Annotated in this window: 18 protein-coding genes; 14 read left to right on the forward strand and 4 right to left on the reverse strand. The window is 40.2% G+C overall.

The features are described 5' to 3' along the window. Positions 1–24: 24 nt before the first annotated feature. From ABC357_RS00830 to ABC357_RS00855, 6 genes are all read left to right on the forward strand, one after another. A complete protein-coding gene (locus tag ABC357_RS00830; protein ID WP_412885684.1) occupies positions 25–591 on the forward strand; it encodes a YkoP family protein in 567 nt (188 codons plus the stop codon). 267 nt (positions 592–858) lie between these two features. After that, positions 859–1,287, forward strand: coding sequence for an HIT family protein (locus ABC357_RS00835; protein ID WP_412885685.1), 429 nt, complete (start codon positions 859–861; stop codon positions 1,285–1,287). 176 nt (positions 1,288–1,463) lie between these two features. After that, a complete protein-coding gene (locus ABC357_RS00840; RefSeq protein ID WP_412885686.1) occupies positions 1,464–1,949 on the forward strand; it encodes a hypothetical protein in 486 nt (161 codons plus the stop codon). Between the two features lie 1,152 nt (positions 1,950–3,101). Beyond that, positions 3,102–3,449 carry a PadR family transcriptional regulator gene (locus ABC357_RS00845; protein WP_412885687.1) on the forward strand — a complete coding sequence of 116 codons (348 nt, stop codon included), beginning with the start codon at positions 3,102–3,104 and terminating at the stop codon, positions 3,447–3,449. Continuing rightward, entirely contained in the window at positions 3,436–3,858 is a 423-nt protein-coding gene (locus ABC357_RS00850) for a permease prefix domain 1-containing protein (RefSeq protein WP_412885688.1), read from the forward strand. The genes ABC357_RS00845 and ABC357_RS00850 overlap by 14 nt, the downstream gene beginning before the upstream one ends. Then, positions 3,855–4,493: a hypothetical protein gene (locus tag ABC357_RS00855; RefSeq protein ID WP_412885689.1), complete on the forward strand. Its 639-nt coding sequence runs from the start codon at positions 3,855–3,857 to the stop codon at positions 4,491–4,493. Before ABC357_RS00850 ends, ABC357_RS00855 begins: the two co-directional genes overlap by 4 nt. 118 nt (positions 4,494–4,611) lie before the next feature. On the opposite strand, the gene ABC357_RS00860 is transcribed toward ABC357_RS00855, so the two are convergent. The 3 genes from ABC357_RS00860 to ABC357_RS00870 all read right to left on the reverse strand — a co-directional run bounded on the left by ABC357_RS00860 (position 4,612) and on the right by ABC357_RS00870 (position 8,503). Continuing rightward, complete coding sequence (locus tag ABC357_RS00860) at positions 4,612–5,874, reverse strand: MFS transporter (RefSeq protein ID WP_412885690.1); 1,263 nt, start codon at positions 5,872–5,874, stop codon at positions 4,612–4,614. Between the two features lie 139 nt (positions 5,875–6,013). Next, positions 6,014–7,288, reverse strand: a complete 1,275-nt coding sequence (locus ABC357_RS00865; protein ID WP_412885691.1) for an MFS transporter — start codon at positions 7,286–7,288, stop codon at positions 6,014–6,016. Positions 7,289–7,309: 21 nt separating this feature from the next. Beyond that, positions 7,310–8,503, reverse strand: a complete 1,194-nt coding sequence (locus ABC357_RS00870) for an amidohydrolase (RefSeq protein WP_412885692.1) — start codon at positions 8,501–8,503, stop codon at positions 7,310–7,312. Positions 8,504–8,797: 294 nt separating this feature from the next. Between ABC357_RS00870 and ABC357_RS00875 the strand changes: the two genes are divergently transcribed. From ABC357_RS00875 to ABC357_RS00895, 5 genes are all read left to right on the forward strand, one after another. Continuing rightward, the gene (locus ABC357_RS00875; RefSeq protein WP_412885693.1) at positions 8,798–9,652 is read left to right on the forward strand and encodes a LysR family transcriptional regulator; all 855 of its coding nucleotides are present in this window, start codon (positions 8,798–8,800) and stop codon (positions 9,650–9,652) included. 135 nt (positions 9,653–9,787) lie between these two features. Then, positions 9,788–10,165, forward strand: a complete 378-nt coding sequence (locus ABC357_RS00880; RefSeq protein WP_412885694.1) for a hotdog domain-containing protein — start codon at positions 9,788–9,790, stop codon at positions 10,163–10,165. 17 nt (positions 10,166–10,182) lie between these two features. Next, positions 10,183–10,341: a hypothetical protein gene (locus ABC357_RS00885; RefSeq protein WP_412885695.1), complete on the forward strand. Its 159-nt coding sequence runs from the start codon at positions 10,183–10,185 to the stop codon at positions 10,339–10,341. Beyond that, a complete protein-coding gene (locus ABC357_RS00890) occupies positions 10,338–10,574 on the forward strand; it encodes a hypothetical protein (protein WP_412885696.1) in 237 nt (78 codons plus the stop codon). The genes ABC357_RS00885 and ABC357_RS00890 overlap by 4 nt, the downstream gene beginning before the upstream one ends. Positions 10,575–10,822: 248 nt before the next feature. Next, on the forward strand, positions 10,823–12,004 hold the full coding sequence (locus tag ABC357_RS00895) for an amidohydrolase (RefSeq protein ID WP_412885697.1): 1,182 nt from the start codon (positions 10,823–10,825) through the stop codon (positions 12,002–12,004). A gap of 97 nt (positions 12,005–12,101) precedes the next feature. Here the strand turns inward: ABC357_RS00895 and ABC357_RS00900 are convergent, their stop codons facing one another. Continuing rightward, positions 12,102–12,659: a maltose acetyltransferase domain-containing protein gene (locus ABC357_RS00900; protein WP_412888546.1), complete on the reverse strand. Its 558-nt coding sequence runs from the start codon at positions 12,657–12,659 to the stop codon at positions 12,102–12,104. A 109-nt stretch (positions 12,660–12,768) separates the two neighbouring features. Between ABC357_RS00900 and ABC357_RS00905 the strand changes: the two genes are divergently transcribed. The 3 genes from ABC357_RS00905 to rpiA all read left to right on the forward strand — a co-directional run bounded on the left by ABC357_RS00905 (position 12,769) and on the right by rpiA (position 16,418). Then, on the forward strand, positions 12,769–13,770 hold the full coding sequence (locus ABC357_RS00905) for a LacI family DNA-binding transcriptional regulator (protein WP_412885698.1): 1,002 nt from the start codon (positions 12,769–12,771) through the stop codon (positions 13,768–13,770). An 81-nt stretch (positions 13,771–13,851) separates the two neighbouring features. Continuing rightward, positions 13,852–15,531 (forward strand): glycoside hydrolase family 13 protein, encoded by a 1,680-nt coding sequence (locus ABC357_RS00910; protein ID WP_412885699.1) that lies wholly within the window; start codon positions 13,852–13,854, stop codon positions 15,529–15,531. 200 nt (positions 15,532–15,731) lie between these two features. Then, positions 15,732–16,418 carry a ribose-5-phosphate isomerase RpiA gene (rpiA, locus tag ABC357_RS00915; protein ID WP_412888547.1) on the forward strand — a complete coding sequence of 229 codons (687 nt, stop codon included), beginning with the start codon at positions 15,732–15,734 and terminating at the stop codon, positions 16,416–16,418. The last annotated feature ends 64 nt before the right edge of the window (positions 16,419–16,482 follow it).

Consider the following 16,482-nt stretch of genomic DNA (forward strand, 5'->3'; position numbering starts at 1 on the left):
TGACCGTCAAAGGAGAACAATGGAATGCTTGCACGTGGACTATTTTTAAAGCTATGGCATGTGTTAGACCCGGTTTACTGTTCATTTACAAGGCTTCAATTCGTACCGGCTTCAAAAAAGGATGTCGTTTTGCGAGTAAGATTAACCAGATATAAAGGGATGGGGACTGTATTGGCGGATGGGACGGCCATAAGAAAAAATGATCTTATGGTTAAAATTCATTTACATAATATCAAGTTACTGAGAGAATGCCTGCATATCAAAAGCGAACTGGCAAGAGGCAGGGCCATTTTCCGGAAAGTAAAAGAATCCATGCCGCATTTAACTGCTTTTATAGATAACCATCCTGATGGAGCGAAGATAAAAGGCATCATTGGCATCACTTTAATTAATAAAGGCTTCCTGCCGTTAGGCTTTGAATGCATTCTTCCTGAAAGTAAACTGTATACATGGTACAAGAAAATGACGCACATTCCGATCCATTTGCTATCCTGCTCCGTATTTTCTATAGAGAAATTAAAAAAGCATCATACCGTATATTTAATGATGTCGAAACAAAAATTATTTGATTTATATAAAAGCCCCGACTAATAAAGCCGTTGAGAAAGACTCTCTCAACGGTTGTTTTTCTTTTGTCGAAATGGTTTTATGGGCACCGAAAATATATTTTGGAAAAATCCTTCACACCTCCTCATTAAATATATTCATATTATATAATTAGAATAAATTGGAAATGAAGATCTATACATACAAGAAGATATAAAATCTTTAATGTACACTTGTCTGCATGGAAGTTCATATCCTAGAGGTCGATATGGCCCAAGAAATAATCGTATGAATGGAAGGGGAAGGATAAGGATGGAGAACCAAGGATGTGCGTTCTGCCAAATAATCAATAGGGAATCTCCTGCACATATTGTGTATGAAGATGAATTGGTTTGCTGTTTTTTGGATATTGATCCTATTAGTGAAGGGCATGTATTACTTGTACCTAAGGAACATTGCCATGATATGGATGAGCTGGAAGAGCAGGTATTAACTAGAATAACAGAGGCAGCATCCAACATTTCGAAGGCAGTTAAAGAGATTTATCATCCTGATGGTTATACCATTATGCAAAATGGAGGCATGTTTACTGATTTTGGGCATTTTCATATGCATGTGTTTCCGAGATATAAAGATGATGGATTTGGCTGGACCTGTAAAGCGTTAAATGGTGCATCCGATTTGGATTCAGTGCAGGCAAGGATAAAAGGAGCATTAGAGTGTGCGGCTATACAAAAATGAGGAGTTGTCGCCGGCTCTGTTCACAGAGATTACACTTTCGATGCTTACTTTTTTAGGAATATACAATGCAGTTGGGAGAAGGCCGGTCAGACATAATTTGAATTGAATGGCATAGAGTACAAGACTCATTTGCTATAAAAGAGAAGTATAGGTAAGGGGGAATTTTTATTAGGAGTATGAAGTTATTTCTTGCCGTGTGTATATTTTTATTAATAGGTGGCTGTTCTGAAAATGCCTCAACCAATATTGATGAGATTGACCATTTTCCTACACAAGAAGAAGCGATAGCACACTTTGTCGAAGTTGAGAACATAACAGGAAACATTGATTTAGTTACAACTACAAAAAGGGAATTGCTATTAGTCAGTCAATTAAAACAGGATATTTATTTTGTCGGTGAGGTAAAAGAAAATACTGAAGGATATGATGCTGTAAAACTATCGGCCAGCTTTAAAATTGGGTTCGGTGCTGCTTGGGAATTTAACACAATGGACAATGAGAAATATACCATTTCTTTTGAAAAGTCTAATGAAAAACCAAATCTAATTAGGTTATCTAATGACGAATACTATATCTCCATTGTAGAGGGGCATACATTGAACAGAAGCCTATTCAATGGAACAAATGCCATTAAAGAAGCGAGGACTATCAAGAGTAAGTAAATAGAACATGCAAAGACTATAAAAAATAAATGGTCATAAATAAAATCGTTGAGTGAGGGAAGTATACGGCAAACGTTAAATTGGGAGAATTAAGAATAACCTAACAAACATCCCTTATTTAACCAAAGAGCAAGTGCTCAATTTAATTATGAAGGATTCTTTTTAAACAAATTAGAGCAATAGTAGAGAATCAGAGCTGTCATTTGGATGGCTTTTTCTTATGCTGTTAACTTTGCAGGATAGTTTAACAACAACCTAGAATATTTATAATGAAGGAGGAATAGTATGGGCATTCATGTAACTTTTAATATAGAACATGATATTGGAGACGATTCAACTCTTCCCAACCTTTAAACTATGACTATTGGGTTCGTTTAATACAATGTTATTTTAAGAATATCATTCCGAATGAAACAGATATTTACACATTCGATTAGTTTCTTATAAGAACGTATTTTTTTATAACAAAAGGCGAGCGTTAGCGTAATGAAATGAACAAGAAAATAGGAATATCTATGTGAAAGAATGCTTTTAAACCAGACTGAGCATTAATGAATTAAGGAATTGTGAAATCAGTCCTTTTGTTAAAAAAGGATATGAATGTATTCAAAGTAAGGAGTTGGTGAAATGAAATTAACTAAATGAAACGTGTTAGGATGGATTATCATAATATTTCAGGGTATCAGTAATTTGTACTTTAGAGAAGAACTATCTATAATTACAACTGGTTTAGGAGGACTTATTTGTTTGATTGTCAGTTTGACGTTAGTATTCTATAAAGGTAAGAAAGAACTACACTAATATTTAAGCATTAGCGGAACAAGAGAGACGGAGAAAAATGAAAATGGACTCTCATGTGTATATTGGTAAGTAATAGAACCTATATTATTACGAATCCTTTTTTAGGAAACAGCCTTGAAGCATACTATTTTTAGTATGTTTTTTTGTGTGGGTTATTGGAGGTTATTCAAACCGCTTTGCTCCTTTAAAGATATAGGAATTGTTCGGTTACTATTTATCAATATGTGTATAAATAAAAAGAAATTTTTGTATTTTCTAAACAGTCACAGAAAAATAATTGACTGAAAAGATATTATGTTTTATGATTACTCTATGTAATAGAGTTCTATCACATAGAGTAATTGAAAGAAGGTGCTTGTTATTCGAAGTGATCTAATTCGCGGACATTTGGATAGCATTATTCTAAGACTGATATACGAAAAAGATTGCTATGGGTATGAAATATCCAGGTCTATTTCCGAGAGGACTCAATCCCGGTTTGAAATTAAAGAAGCAACTTTGTATGCCGTGTTTCAAAGGTTGGAGAAGAAAGAGCTGATTCAATCTTATTATGGGGAAAGATCTCATGGCGGCAAACGAAAATATTATACGATTACTCCCCTTGGAAAAGCTTATCTGAAGGAAATGGCTGCCGAGTGGAAAGAAACGAAAGAAATCATCGACCTGTTTATGGAGGGATTGCTAAATGAAGAAAATTAGAAGTCATGTTGATCTTTTATTTTCGGACATACCGGCCAGTAAGAAAACGGACTTACTAAAAGAGGACATTATTCAAAATTTAGAGGACAAGGTAATGGATTTAATGGATGAAGGAAAGGCCGAAGAAGACGCCATTAATAAGGCGATTGTGGAATTTGGCGATATGGAGGATTTAAAGTCGGAACTACGGCCTGAGGCATATGCCGTAGATGATAGAAAAAATCAGCTGGCCCGCTTGAATCTTGGTTTTTCTATTTGGGGCAGCCTTCTGTTGATCGGTTTATTTTTGTTTCTTAATTTTTATTACACACCGAAAACGATTTGGTTTGTTTATCCGACATTTGCCGTCCTGTGGTGGCCATTATCTATGTATTACTATTGGAGAAGAAATGGCGGTAGAGTAGGATGAGGGGGGGACTGGTTGAATTTTCAGCGATTGGAACAGCCGTAACTGTTGTTTTCTTAATGGTTGTCAATTGGCTGACAACCCCTGATAATTGGTGGTCTTTGTATCCTTGTTTCTTTATGCTTTTCTATCCGCTCAGTTTCCTTTGCCAATCAAAAAAAGGGTATCAGCTATATTCGATTTTATCCAGTTTACTGCTGCTTATTTTCTTTGTTGTCATTAATTTGAGGGAAACACCTGACTATTATTGGTTCCTGTATATAGTGGCTCCTTTAATCATGTGGCCGATTACGGCTTTTGCAGGTAAAAAAGCCACATCGATCGGATTCAGTATATGGTCCGCATTTGGCCTAAGCGCATATTATATTGTGTTGAATATAGTATTTGAACCAAGGTTTTTATGGTGTATATTTCCTGTTTTTGCATTGTTATGGTGGCCGATTTCACGCATTTTAGGCAGGTACCCGCTGCCATATGCATGTATAAGCAGTCTTTTGACGATTGTGTTTTTTGTAGTTTTGAATGCCATAACCACTCCAGGTACTATTTGGGCTATTTATCCGATTTTTGCCGTGCTATGGTGGCCGTTGTCAGTTTATTATTTTATCTATAAACCATCCCATGTTAACAGAAAATGAAAGCATTCAATTTGTTTACTTATTATGTTACCTATTGAGCGTAAGAGGAGAGAGACTTTTTTGAAGGTCCCTCTCTTTTTTGATGGATAGACTGTTCGTTATGATAATGCCGTTATTGCTAATGGAATTGGGGTTTTGGCATTAAAACAGACGTCTGTTTCTTCACACTTCTCAAAAGAATAATAGTGCAGCTGCAGGTCACTACACTAAGAATGAGCATAATCATAAAGATATAATGATAGCCACCAGTGCCATACATATCAATCAATTTGCCGAATAGTGTATGTGCAATCAAGTCCGGCAAGAATGCGAAAACGGAAATGATGCCTATTGCTGTTCCGGATACGTTGTCAGGAATCCGGCATTCGTTAATGATGGAATACATAATGCAATAAAGCCCTACCATGAATAAAGCGGCAATCAGCGTCAAGGCAATGGCCACAGGAGCAGAGAGTGTGCTTTCGAAAAGATAAATGGATCCAACTGCCATAAAAACGGCTCCCAAGCCGACTATGAACCATCTTAGCGTAGAATGGAATAAGCGGTCCGCAAGCATCCCTGAAATCGGAGCAAGCATTGTAAAAACGTAAAGACGGATAATGGTTAAATTTCCGGATAGCTTTTCTGTAATATGAAATGTCTGGATTAAATACGGATTGAAATAAGTAACCGCAATATAAATCGTGTACGTACAAAATAAGATGGACGAAATCAGCCAGATGGTCGGTGAAGCCAACACGTTCTTCACATCCGCTAATCGTACTTGTTCGCCAGGGCAGACATTTCCCTTTCCTTCCCGTTCATCCCTCAACAAATAGGTCAAGGCAAACATAATGATAATTGTATAAGAAGCCAACACAATTAAAGCATATAAGAATCCTTGTTCAGGCGAGGGAAAAAGTGAATACACATGCAAAGCGATCAAATTGATTATAGCGCCTGTCAATCCGCAGACGGCATGGTAAATGCCGAAAGCCGTTCCGCTGCCTATCTCTTTACTATGTGCACGAACGGTTTTGGTGACTGCCGGCCAGCAGAGAAAAATAGTGGTGAAAGCCAATAAGAACCAAATGATGAGAGCGGCGAAATAAGTTGTAAAAGTAAATGCGAATGCAACGATAAGAATACATGTTGTGAACAGTGACCATAGGATGGTTTTTCTTGAGGATATGCGGTCAGAGATGATTCCTCCCGGTATTTGATTGATTGTGCATGCAATTGCGAAAACAGTGATCATCATGCCTATTTGTTGCCCGCTAATATGCATGGCATCCAGCATTTGTTCGTAAAAGACATATTTCAAGTATGGCAGCGTAAAAATCGAGCCGCCTGCCATCCCCAGAAAAATGATGGTGAGTAAATCCCTGTGTTTTGATTTCATGTCGTGTTGCCCCCTGGTTTTGTTGAACGAAAATCGTTTAACATTACTTTTATCGGAAGAAAGCGCTATATTGGTTTTCATGGTGAAAGGCCTGCTGATATCAGCCAGCAGGCCATTCCTTTACTTGTTTTTAAGATCATTATTTTGCAGGTTCTGCAGCAATTGGTGCGACGGGAGCTGGAGCTTGTTTCATTTTCTTTACTCTTGCCAGCAGTACTGTGATACCTACAAAAGAAAGTACGCACATACCCATCATTAGGATAAAGATATAGTGGTAGCCGGTGCTGCCGTAAGAGTCGATCAATTTACCGAAAAGAGTGTGCATGATGCTATCCGGTAAGAAAGCAACAACAGAAACGATAGAGATAGCTGTACCAGCCACTTTTGCAGGGATATTGCATTCACCCATGATAGAGTACATTACACTGTATAATCCGCACATAAAGAAGGCTGTGATAAGTGTTAGTGTGATGACAAGACCGAGCGAGCCAGAATCGCCGAGGAAAAGAATTCCCGCGATTGTCACGAATACAAGTGTCAAGCCGACCAAGAACCATTTCAATGTAGAGTGGAATAATTTATCCGCAATAAGGCCAGTGATAGGTGCTAAGGCCATAAACAAGAACTGTCTGATAATTGTCAAGTTTCCAGAAAAGCTTTCTGAAATGCCGAATTGGCTGGTTAAATATGGGTTGAAATAAGTCACGGCGATGTAGACAGTATAAACACAGAATAGAGTTATTGAAATAATCCAGACAGTTGAATTTTTGAGCGCTGCTTTAACGTCTGCGGCTTTCGGTTTTTCTGCTCCTGGTTCGGCAGTCGGTTCTTTGTAATCGCGCAATAAGACCATCAAGACGAAAGGAATGATTAATGTGAAGGCTGCGATGACAATGACTGCCCAAAAGAAACCTGTATCGGTTGACGTAAAGCTTCCGTATACATGCAGGGCGATCATGTTGACAAGTCCGCCTGTTAAACCGTTGATTGCATAATAAATGCCGTAAGCTGTTCCTCCACCGATGTCTTCACCGAGGAACCGGATTGTTTTCATAATGGCCGGCCAGCAAAGGAAAATGGTTGTGAAGGCCATCAAGAACCAAATGACGAGAGATAATCCATAACTGCCTGGAATGAATGCATATAAAATGGTTAAGCCTGATGTAATAAGCAATGACCAGAAAATAGATAGCTTAGATGATATCCGATCTGAGATAATGCCTCCAGGAATCTGGATGACTGTACAGGCAAGAGAGTAAACCGTAATCATCAACCCCAATTGGGAGCCAGAAATATGCATCGTGTTAATCATTTGATCATAGAATACGTATTTCAGGTAAGGCAGGCAGTAGATGGATCCTCCTGCCATACCTAGAACGACAATGGTTAAAATACTCTTGATCTTTTTATTCATGATTAATCTCATCCTTTCCTGTTAATTCACTTTTGTATGATTCAAAAAGTCGTTTTTTACTTGCTTCATCAGTTCAGGATCTGCCATCAGATTAAGCATGGTATAACCGATAATTCTGGCGCCTCTATCAATGATTTCTTTCGCTTTCTCACTCTTCATGACATCAACCATTTCCTGTGTATGTAAAGCAAAATACTGGTCGGATGTGGCAAGCATCGGGTGGAATGCCGGACATTCATAGCTGACATTGCCGATGTCGGAGCTGCCCATCATAGATCCATCATCCTCCATAAATGGCACGTTCAATTCCTTCATGGCTGAACGGATCACATTGATACCCGGTTCATTTAGGAGCATATCGCTGTAATGGTAGCCAAGTGTTTCCATTTCGTAAGTAGTTCCGGTAGCTGTGCAAGCCCCTTTTATGCAATTCTTCACTTTATCGATCACTGTGTCCAAATATTCACGTTTACTGTGGCGAAGAAGAAGCTCAATCTCTGCAAAATCAGGAATGATATTGGAAGCTTCGCCGCCGTTGACAATAAAGTAAGACATTCTTGTGTCCGGCAGTACATGCTGTCTTAACATATCAACTGCTTGCAATGTTAATTGTGCTGCGTTCAATGCATTTTTTCCTTCCCAAGGGGAGGCGGAAGCATGTGCTGTGGCGCCATGGAATTTCACCCGGAATCCAGATAACGCCAGGAATCGCAAGGAAGGGAATGTTGCATTTGAATTCATATGGATCATCATAGCAAAGTCATACTCTTTAAATATTCCTTTATTGGCCATTAAGGCTTTTTCCCCATGAAGTTCTTCATCCGGTGTTCCTATTAAGTCGATGTCCATATCGAGTTCATCAGCCATATCCTGAAGTGCAAGGACAGTCAATAGACTTAAGCTTCCGCTGGCACTATGCCCGCATCCATGGCCAAGATTCGGAAGAGCGTCATATTCAGCCAGGACAGCCATTCTTGCTCTCGGCTGTTCTTTGCAGACAGCTTTGGCACGGAAGGAAGTTGGAAGTCCGCAGAAATTCTCTTCGACATCCATTCCTTTATCACGGCAGATGTTTACGTATTTTTTACAGGACTCGAATTCCTCTCCGGACACTTCGGGATGTTCGGCAAGATCATAATTGAGTGCATGGGCAATGTCATGATTTCTTAATAAGGCATCTTCAAATAATTGCTTTAACTCTGTGATGTTTTTCACGTTAATCCCTCCAAAATAACCAGTGGTTAATTTATACTTAAAGTATAATCCGGTTAGGAGAATGTGCTTTTCTCAATCGTGCAATTTTTTTTCCTAATCGGAAAAAAGATATTTTACAATTTTAAAAAAGTAGAGAGAATTTGATTTTCAACAAGTATTTTTGAAAGAGTCATGTTTTGTTCTAATTTTTTATTATGTTTAGATAGCATAATAGAGGTATTTTGTTCTATTGTATGTTTAATAGAGAGGGTTATCCTTTATAAAAGACTACTATTCATCCAGGGAGACATCGGTATGGACCTAAAACATTTAAAAACATTTGTAGTTCTTGCAGAGAAAAAGGGAATTATTAAAGCAGCTTTATATCTTAATTATTCTCAATCTTCAATCACAAAACATATTCAAGCTTTGGAGAAAGAGCTCCATGTCAAGTTATTTGAAGGCAACAAAAGCCATTTAACTCCTGCAGGCGAGTGCCTCTATTCCTATGCCAAGAAACTATTGAAGGAATACGATCTTGTCTGCAATGAAGTACGGGCTGAAACCCATCAGGAAAGAAGGATTCGGGTGGCGGGCTTGGAGTACTATTGCTTTCACTATTTTATGCCATTCTTAAGGAAGCTTTTTGACCATCATGCAGATATTCGAATTGAAATTCTGGGGGGCGATATGGAAGAAGTATATCGGAAACTGCGTGAAGGGCAGGTGGATTTTGCAGTTGTGGCGGATTACTTCATACCTGACGAATTTGAAATGTGTTTTTTAGACAATGAAGACGTAGTGATTCTAATGTCTAAGGATTGCTACGAAAGGGACGCCCACCCCGAAACGATCCTTGAACGATATCCGATTATGGTGCACCAGTTCCATAAGCTGAATTATAATTTCTTCCAGCGTGAATTGGACCATCCGCATATTGTAGAATGCAACAGCCCGGAGGTCATTTATGAAAGCGTCATGAATTATGACACGTTGGGAATTGTAGGAACAGCAAGGTATAAGGATGCGATTGAAGATGGTTCAGTCGTTGTACTGGAAACGCTCGATGCGGAGATCCCTGTTTACTTAGTGACTAGGAAGTGTACATTAATGCAGCCAATCAAGCAGGAATTATATGATATGTTTGTCCAGCAACACGGGAGGAAATGATTGGTCTGCCTTAAAAACTGCGGGCTTGTAAGGAAAAGCCTGCAGTTTTTTTACAGAAATCTATTAGAAATGCTTGGTTAGAACTGCTATTTATTGTTATAATATTCTGATTATATTTTCCAGGAGGAAATGCAGATGCCATTAAAAGCAGGAGATATCATTACATTTGAACGGACTTTTACACAAAGGGATGTTGAACTATTTATAGAAATATCAGGTGATGAAGGAATCCACCATACAACCCCGGATGAACAGGGAAGACTTGTGATTCAGGGCTTATTAACGGCAACTCTGCCAACAAAGGTAGGCGGAGACCATAACGTACTTGCCCGTACGATGAATTTCGAGTTCTTAAGGCCTGTGTTTACGGGAGATACAATCGTATGCCATGTTAGAATTGAAAAATATGAGAGGCAAGAAAATAATAGAACAGCTATCATTGCTTCGTTTTCTTGTGGAAATCAAATTGGAAAAGAAGTTTTAAAAGGGGAATTTGCAGGTGTCATTTTATAAATCGGATTCAGTTTCAGATGTTTTTTGAAGAGCTATTCAGGCAGGAACATTATAAGAAAGGAAATAGAAGCGCGATGGATATCCAGGAAATTATTGAAGAACTAATCCATAATCAGATCATTCAATCGGAACAACAGCATTCTTTGAGGCCTGGACAAGGGACGACAAATGGGTGAATGAATGGTATGAAAATAAAGGGTTCCTGAAAGTGGATTCCTATTTGCATGTGTTCATGGACAGTGAAAAAGAACTAAAGGAAGCTGTTGAGAGCCGGTTGCCGCAACTGTTTCCTATTTCGGCATTTGCGCATTATATAGGAGCAGAGAAGGAAACAATCAAGAAACAGTTCAGAAGAGTCCATGAGTGCAGGTGTTTTGAGAAAAAACTAGTATTAGCGGGGATTAAGTAAATCCCGACACTTCTTATTCTATGATTGGCTGGAAGAACAAGTAGACGGATATATATAAATGTCTATAGACACTGCCGCTTTACCTTGCTGGTCCAATTATTGATATTCTATATTCCTTTTTGGAATATTTCTTTATAGTTATATCAATATAATTGAGACGAAGACGAACGTTCAAAAATGGTTAGTGAACTTGAAGATAATAGAGGCATCGTGGGGATTCCAGTATCGTATCAGAAGGAGAAGATACTATGTTAAGAGATTTAAAGGAACAGTTTTTAACAGAGATACTAAAAGTGAGAGAAGAGGCTTTTGCATTGAATGCTCATCTGGCAGATCACCCTGAGGTATCCGGAATGGAGTATAATGCCGTAAAGGAAATAATTAGTATATTGGAAAATCATCATATAGATGTGGAACATGACTTTGCAGGGCTGCCTACAGCTTTTAAGGCAAAAATTAAAAAAGATCCGAGTTCGGATGTGAAAGTCGGCATTTTAATGGAATATGATGCGCTGCCGGAAATGGGCCACGCGTGCGGACACAGTGCCAGCGGAAGCGTGAGTTTACTTGCAGCCTTGGCATTAGCCAATATGGGCAATCAAATAGAAGGAACAATTGAGCTGATTGGAACACCCGATGAAGAAGTGAATGGCAGAAAAATAGATATCGGAAATCAAGGGTCCTTTCGAGATTATAGTTATGTCATCATGATCCACATGAATTCAAAGGTAACCTTGCCTTCTGTGCAATTCATGGCTTTATCGCAATTAGAGATGACCTTCACCGGTAAAGCAGCCCATGCAACCGCTTCTCCGTGGGAAGGCAGAAATGCATTGAATGGTGCTGTGTTGGCCATGCATGGTATGGATATGCTCCGGCAGCACCTTATACCGGGCATAAGGGTTTCGAGTATTATCACAGAAGGTGGGGAGGCTTCAAATGTTGTGCCAGAAAAAGCCCGTTTAAAAACATGCCTGCGAAGTAAAAATAGTTCCAGCTTAGACGCAATAACAAGAGCTGTAAAAAATTGTGGCCATGGGGCAGCAATAGCAACTCAAACATTAGTAGATTTCAAAAAAACAGGCGCTGATTATAAAGAAATGAAATTAAATGCACCGGGCATTGATGCAATCCGGGCTGTAATGGCAGAGCTGAATATTCCTTTTTCTGAAGATGATGGCTCTATAACGGCCAGTTCAGATATCGGGAATGTCAGCCATATCTGCCCAGCCTTCCATCCGATGCTGGCTATATCTGACCATTATATCCCATTCCACACGAACGAATTTGCTGAGGCAATGAAAACAGACCATATAAAAGATGTCATTGAAATAGGTGCCTGTATCATTGGCTTCTTTATTTTGAACACGTTATATGAGCCGAAATTATTGGATAGAATCAGGCAGGATTTTGATGGGAATTTGATCTAATTCCTATTTCTGATTGTGTCAATGTTAATTAAACTTGATAAATGAAGAAAAGCCTCTGATTCAAAAATAGAATTAAGAGGCTTTGTATTTAATATCTTTATATCTTCTTAATGACGCGCGCTGGATTGCCTCCGACTACAGTTGAAGCGGGAACGTCTTTTGTTACGACTGATCCGGAAGCGATGACTGCGTTGTCACCGATTGTGACACCTGGATTGATGATGCTGCCGCCGCCAAGCCATACATGATTGCCGATTGAGACGGGCTTTCCGAATTCGAAGCCAGAAGAGCGTTCAATCGGATTAAGCGGATGGGAGGCGGTATAAATATGCACTCCTGGCCCTAACATGCAATTGTCGCCGAATGTCACTGGACAAACATCGAGTATGACACAATTGAAGTTGGCGAAAAAGTTGTCGCCAACATGGATATTGTACCCATAATCGCAGCGGAAACTGGGCTCAATATAAAGTCCATCGCCCGTTGTCCCGAATAGCTCCTTTAGCAATCGGGTCCGTTGGTCGAGTTCTTGCTCGGTGGAACTATTAAATAGCCGAACTAGCTTTCTTGCGCGATCGCGGTCTGAAAGTAATTGAGGATCATTGGGGGCATACATTTCCCCTGCAATCATTTTCTCTTTTTCAGGTTTCATTATTCATGCTCCTGTCTTATGTAGGATAGAGTAAAAATTGACACTGTATATGAGCGTTATTATAATAAATATAAATAAATATGTAAACGTTTACGTAAAAGGAAGATAAATAATGAACGCAACCATTAAAGATGTGGCAAAAAAAGCAGGTGTTTCCACTGCCACTGTTTCCAGGATATTGAATGGCCTTGCCGGGTATAAGCCTGCCACCAAGCAAAAGGTCATGCAAGCTATAGAGGATTTGGGGTACCGGCCCAATGCGGTTGCCCGAGGGTTGGTCAAAAAGAAAACGAATACGATTGGAGTGGTTTTTCCCTCTGTGTCGTCTATGTTTTCTGCAGAAGTCCTTCAAGGAATAGAAGAATCCGTGCACGCTGCAGGATGGAGTGCCATTGTCTGCAACACGGACAGCTCGACGGAAAAAACAATGAAATACCTTGAAGTACTGGTTGAGAAGAGAGTGGAAGGCATTTTATTTGTCAGTGATCCGTTTAAGCCGCTATATGAAGAATTCCTCCAAAAAGCTGGGGTGCCTGTTGTTTTGGTGTCAACCATATCTTTTAATGGCACACCTTATGTCAAGGTGGATGATCGGATGGCGGCATATGCGGCAACCGATTATTTAATCCAACAGGGACATAGGAAGATCGCGCTCGTGAATGGCGGGGAAAATGACATGATTGCTGGTGTTCCGCGGACAGAAGGCTACAAACATGCCCTTCAGGCAAATGAAATAGCGTTTCGGCCGGAATGGTTGATTTACAGTGAAGATTTCCGATTTGCCTCAGGGAAAGCGGTTTTTAATAGAGTGAGGGAAAGTGGTGTAACAGCTGTTTTTGCATGCAGTGATGAATTGGCAGCCGGTTTGATCTCGGAAGCTGCCAAATATGCCGTTTCGGTTCCGGAAGATTTATCCGTAGTGGGGTATGATAATCTGCTAGTGTCCGAAATGACGATCCCTGCACTTACAACTATATCCCAACCACTCATCGATATGGGGAAAACAGCTGTAGAGATATTGTTTAAAGTGATGGAAGATAAGGGATTCCATAATAGCGTCATCATGCCGCATACGATAGTGGAGCGGGAATCGGTCAAAAGAGTAAAAGCTTAAACTAATGATCAGCTGGAAGAGAAAGCGGTATTTCCCTCTCTTCCTTTAACGTAAACGTTTACGTAAAAGGGGTGCTTAGGTATGGAAAAACAATGGTGGAAAGAAGCGGTGGTTTATCAAATATATCCCCGCAGCTTTAAAGATAGCAATGGGGACGGCATTGGCGATTTGGGAGGCATTTTATCCAAATTGGATTATTTGAAGGAGCTTGGCATTGACGTTATTTGGCTTTCTCCTGTCTATGGTTCTCCAAATGATGATAATGGCTATGACATCAGCGATTATTACAGCATCATGGATGAATTCGGCACAATGGAAGACATGGATGCATTGATTGAAAAAATCCATAGCCTCGGCATGAAACTTGTCATGGATTTGGTTGTGAACCATACATCGGATGAGCATGAATGGTTCAAGGAAGCCCGTTCATCGAAAGAGTCGGAAAAAAGAGATTACTATATTTGGAGGCCTGCTGCGGACGGCAGCCGCCCTAACAACTGGGAATCATTTTTCAGCGGCCCGGCATGGGAATTCAATGAGAAGACAGAAGATTATTACTTGCATCTATTCAGCAAAAAACAACCTGATCTCAATTGGGAGAATCCGAATCTGAGACAAGAAGTGTATAAAATGATGCGATGGTGGCTTGATAAAGGGATTGATGGTTTCAGAATGGATGTCATTAATTTGATATCCAAGGACCAACGTTATCCGGATGGGCCTGCCAGGGAAGGGAAAGTCTACGGGGATGGGTCATCCTACTTTATGAATGGCCCGAATGTGCATGAGTATCTCCGGGAAATGAATCGAGAGGTGCTTTCCCAATATCCAATAATGACGGTTGGAGAAACACCTGGTGTTTCGCCTGATGATGCAGTCCTCTACACCGGTGAGGATAGAAGTGAATTGAATATGGTGTTCCAATTTGAACATATGGGGCTTGGCGATGGTCCTAATGGGAAATGGAATAATGGTGCCTGGAAGCTTTCCGACCTTAAAAGAATTTTGGCCAAATGGCAATTGGGATTACAGAAAGACGGCTGGAACAGCCTTTATTGGGACAACCATGATCAACCAAGGGCAGTTTCCCGTTTTGGCAATGACGGCTGCTATCGTGTAGAAAGTGCCAAAATGCTGGCTGCCTGCCTTCATATGATGCAAGGGACTCCATATATATATCAAGGTGAGGAATTGGGTATGACCAACGTTGCTTTTGAGAGCATCCATGATTACAGGGATATTGAGACCCTGAATGCGTATCAGGAACTGGTTGGGCGCAAAGGCTGGGAAGAAGAAAAAATGATGAAAGCCATCCATGATAGAGGCAGGGATAACGCGCGAACTCCGTTCCAATGGAATCGTTCTATCAATGCCGGCTTTTCTGGCAATAAGCCTTGGCTTAGCGTTAATCCAAATTATGAAGACATTAATGCTGGACAAGCGTTGAATGACCCTGATTCCGTCTTCTATGCATATAAGGAATTGATACAGCTAAGAAAAGAGCACGATATTATTGTGTATGGCGATTTCAAATTGCTTCTTGAAGAGGATGAGCGTTTATTTGTGTATACAAGGTCATTGCAAAATGAGAAATTGCTTGTCGTCTGCCATTTTACTGAGGAAGCAGCCACTTTTGATGTTCCGGAGGAGCTTCAGGGAAGAGAGAGAAAAGTTCTATTCCAGAATTACGATGATGTTTCTGAAGAGGAATATGTCATAACTTTGCGTCCGTATGAATGTATCGTTTATCTCTATAGTTAAATGAGGAGGGGCTTCCAGAGCAAAAACTGGGAGCCTTTTTATATCTGCTGTGGTTGGGAAGCGCCGCCTCTATAGGTCCTAAGCTAATCTCTGCTTATGCTTATTGTGGGGGTCAACAGGCGATTTCCGTTTTTATAAAGTGTGAATAGGAGGGAAAGGCGGGTATACCATAACAATAGAGAAATGGAGGGGTGACCATGATGAATGAGAAGCAACTGGTCGGAGAGAAAGCAACAGAGTTCATTAAAGATGGCATGGTGCTTGGATTGGGAACTGGATCGACAGTCTTCTATACAATTGCAAAACTAGGAGAAATGGTAAAAGAAGGACTTTCTGTGCAAGGAGTTCCGACTTCGAAAGCGACTGAAGCCTTGGCGAAAAGGGTTGGCATTCCGTTATTGGAGATGGAGGATTTGGAGAAAATCGATTTGGCAATCGACGGAGCTGATGAAGTGGACACTGATCTCCAATTAATAAAAGGGGGAGGGGGAGCCTTGCTGAGGGAAAAAATCATTGCACATCATGCGGATGTATTTTTGGTTGTTGCTGATTCTTCCAAATACGTAACGTCGTTGGGGCGATTTCCTTTGCCTGTGGAAGTGGTTCCTTTCGGTTGGAAACAGACGATAGCAGGCATCCGGGAAATAGGTGGGCGCTGTACACTACGGCTGTTAGATGGAAAACCGTTTATCACCGATAACGGCAATTATATAGTGGACTGCCACTTTGGAGAAATTCAGCCAGCGCGTCTTGCCGGCCGTTTAAATGCGTTACCAGGTGTTGTGGAAAATGGTTTATTTATCGATATGGCCGATTATGTAATTACACAACAAAATGGGATTCCCGTCATTTTGGAAAAGAGTAAGCAATCTATTGATACAGAATGAATTTTTTTAGTGAGACAATAGTTTTCCCATCTGAAGTAGCGGACGGTTGAATCATGAAAGCGGA

Source organism: Bacillus kalamii, from assembly GCF_047238185.1.
Classification (GTDB): Bacteria; Bacillota; Bacilli; order Bacillales; family DSM-1321; genus Bacillus_AD.

Excerpts from the sequence above, each read along its gene's own strand:
- ABC357_RS00830 (WP_412885684.1), top strand. The coding sequence starts at position 25 with ATGCTTGCACGTGGACTATTTTTAAAGCTATGGCATGTGTTAGACCCG.
- ABC357_RS00835 (WP_412885685.1), top strand. The coding sequence starts at position 859 with ATGGAGAACCAAGGATGTGCGTTCTGCCAAATAATCAATAGGGAATCT.
- ABC357_RS00840 (WP_412885686.1), top strand. The coding sequence starts at position 1,464 with ATGAAGTTATTTCTTGCCGTGTGTATATTTTTATTAATAGGTGGCTGT.
- ABC357_RS00850 (WP_412885688.1), top strand. The coding sequence starts at position 3,436 with ATGAAGAAAATTAGAAGTCATGTTGATCTTTTATTTTCGGACATACCG.
- ABC357_RS00855 (WP_412885689.1), top strand. The coding sequence starts at position 3,855 with ATGAGGGGGGGACTGGTTGAATTTTCAGCGATTGGAACAGCCGTAACT.
- ABC357_RS00860 (WP_412885690.1), bottom strand. The coding sequence starts at position 5,874 with ATGAAATCAAAACACAGGGATTTACTCACCATCATTTTTCTGGGGATG.
- ABC357_RS00865 (WP_412885691.1), bottom strand. The coding sequence starts at position 7,288 with ATGAATAAAAAGATCAAGAGTATTTTAACCATTGTCGTTCTAGGTATG.
- ABC357_RS00875 (WP_412885693.1), top strand. The coding sequence starts at position 8,798 with ATGGACCTAAAACATTTAAAAACATTTGTAGTTCTTGCAGAGAAAAAG.
- ABC357_RS00880 (WP_412885694.1), top strand. The coding sequence starts at position 9,788 with ATGCCATTAAAAGCAGGAGATATCATTACATTTGAACGGACTTTTACA.
- ABC357_RS00885 (WP_412885695.1), top strand. The coding sequence starts at position 10,183 with ATGTTTTTTGAAGAGCTATTCAGGCAGGAACATTATAAGAAAGGAAAT.
- ABC357_RS00895 (WP_412885697.1), top strand. The coding sequence starts at position 10,823 with ATGTTAAGAGATTTAAAGGAACAGTTTTTAACAGAGATACTAAAAGTG.
- ABC357_RS00905 (WP_412885698.1), top strand. The coding sequence starts at position 12,769 with ATGAACGCAACCATTAAAGATGTGGCAAAAAAAGCAGGTGTTTCCACT.
- ABC357_RS00910 (WP_412885699.1), top strand. The coding sequence starts at position 13,852 with ATGGAAAAACAATGGTGGAAAGAAGCGGTGGTTTATCAAATATATCCC.
- rpiA (WP_412888547.1), top strand. The coding sequence starts at position 15,732 with ATGAATGAGAAGCAACTGGTCGGAGAGAAAGCAACAGAGTTCATTAAA.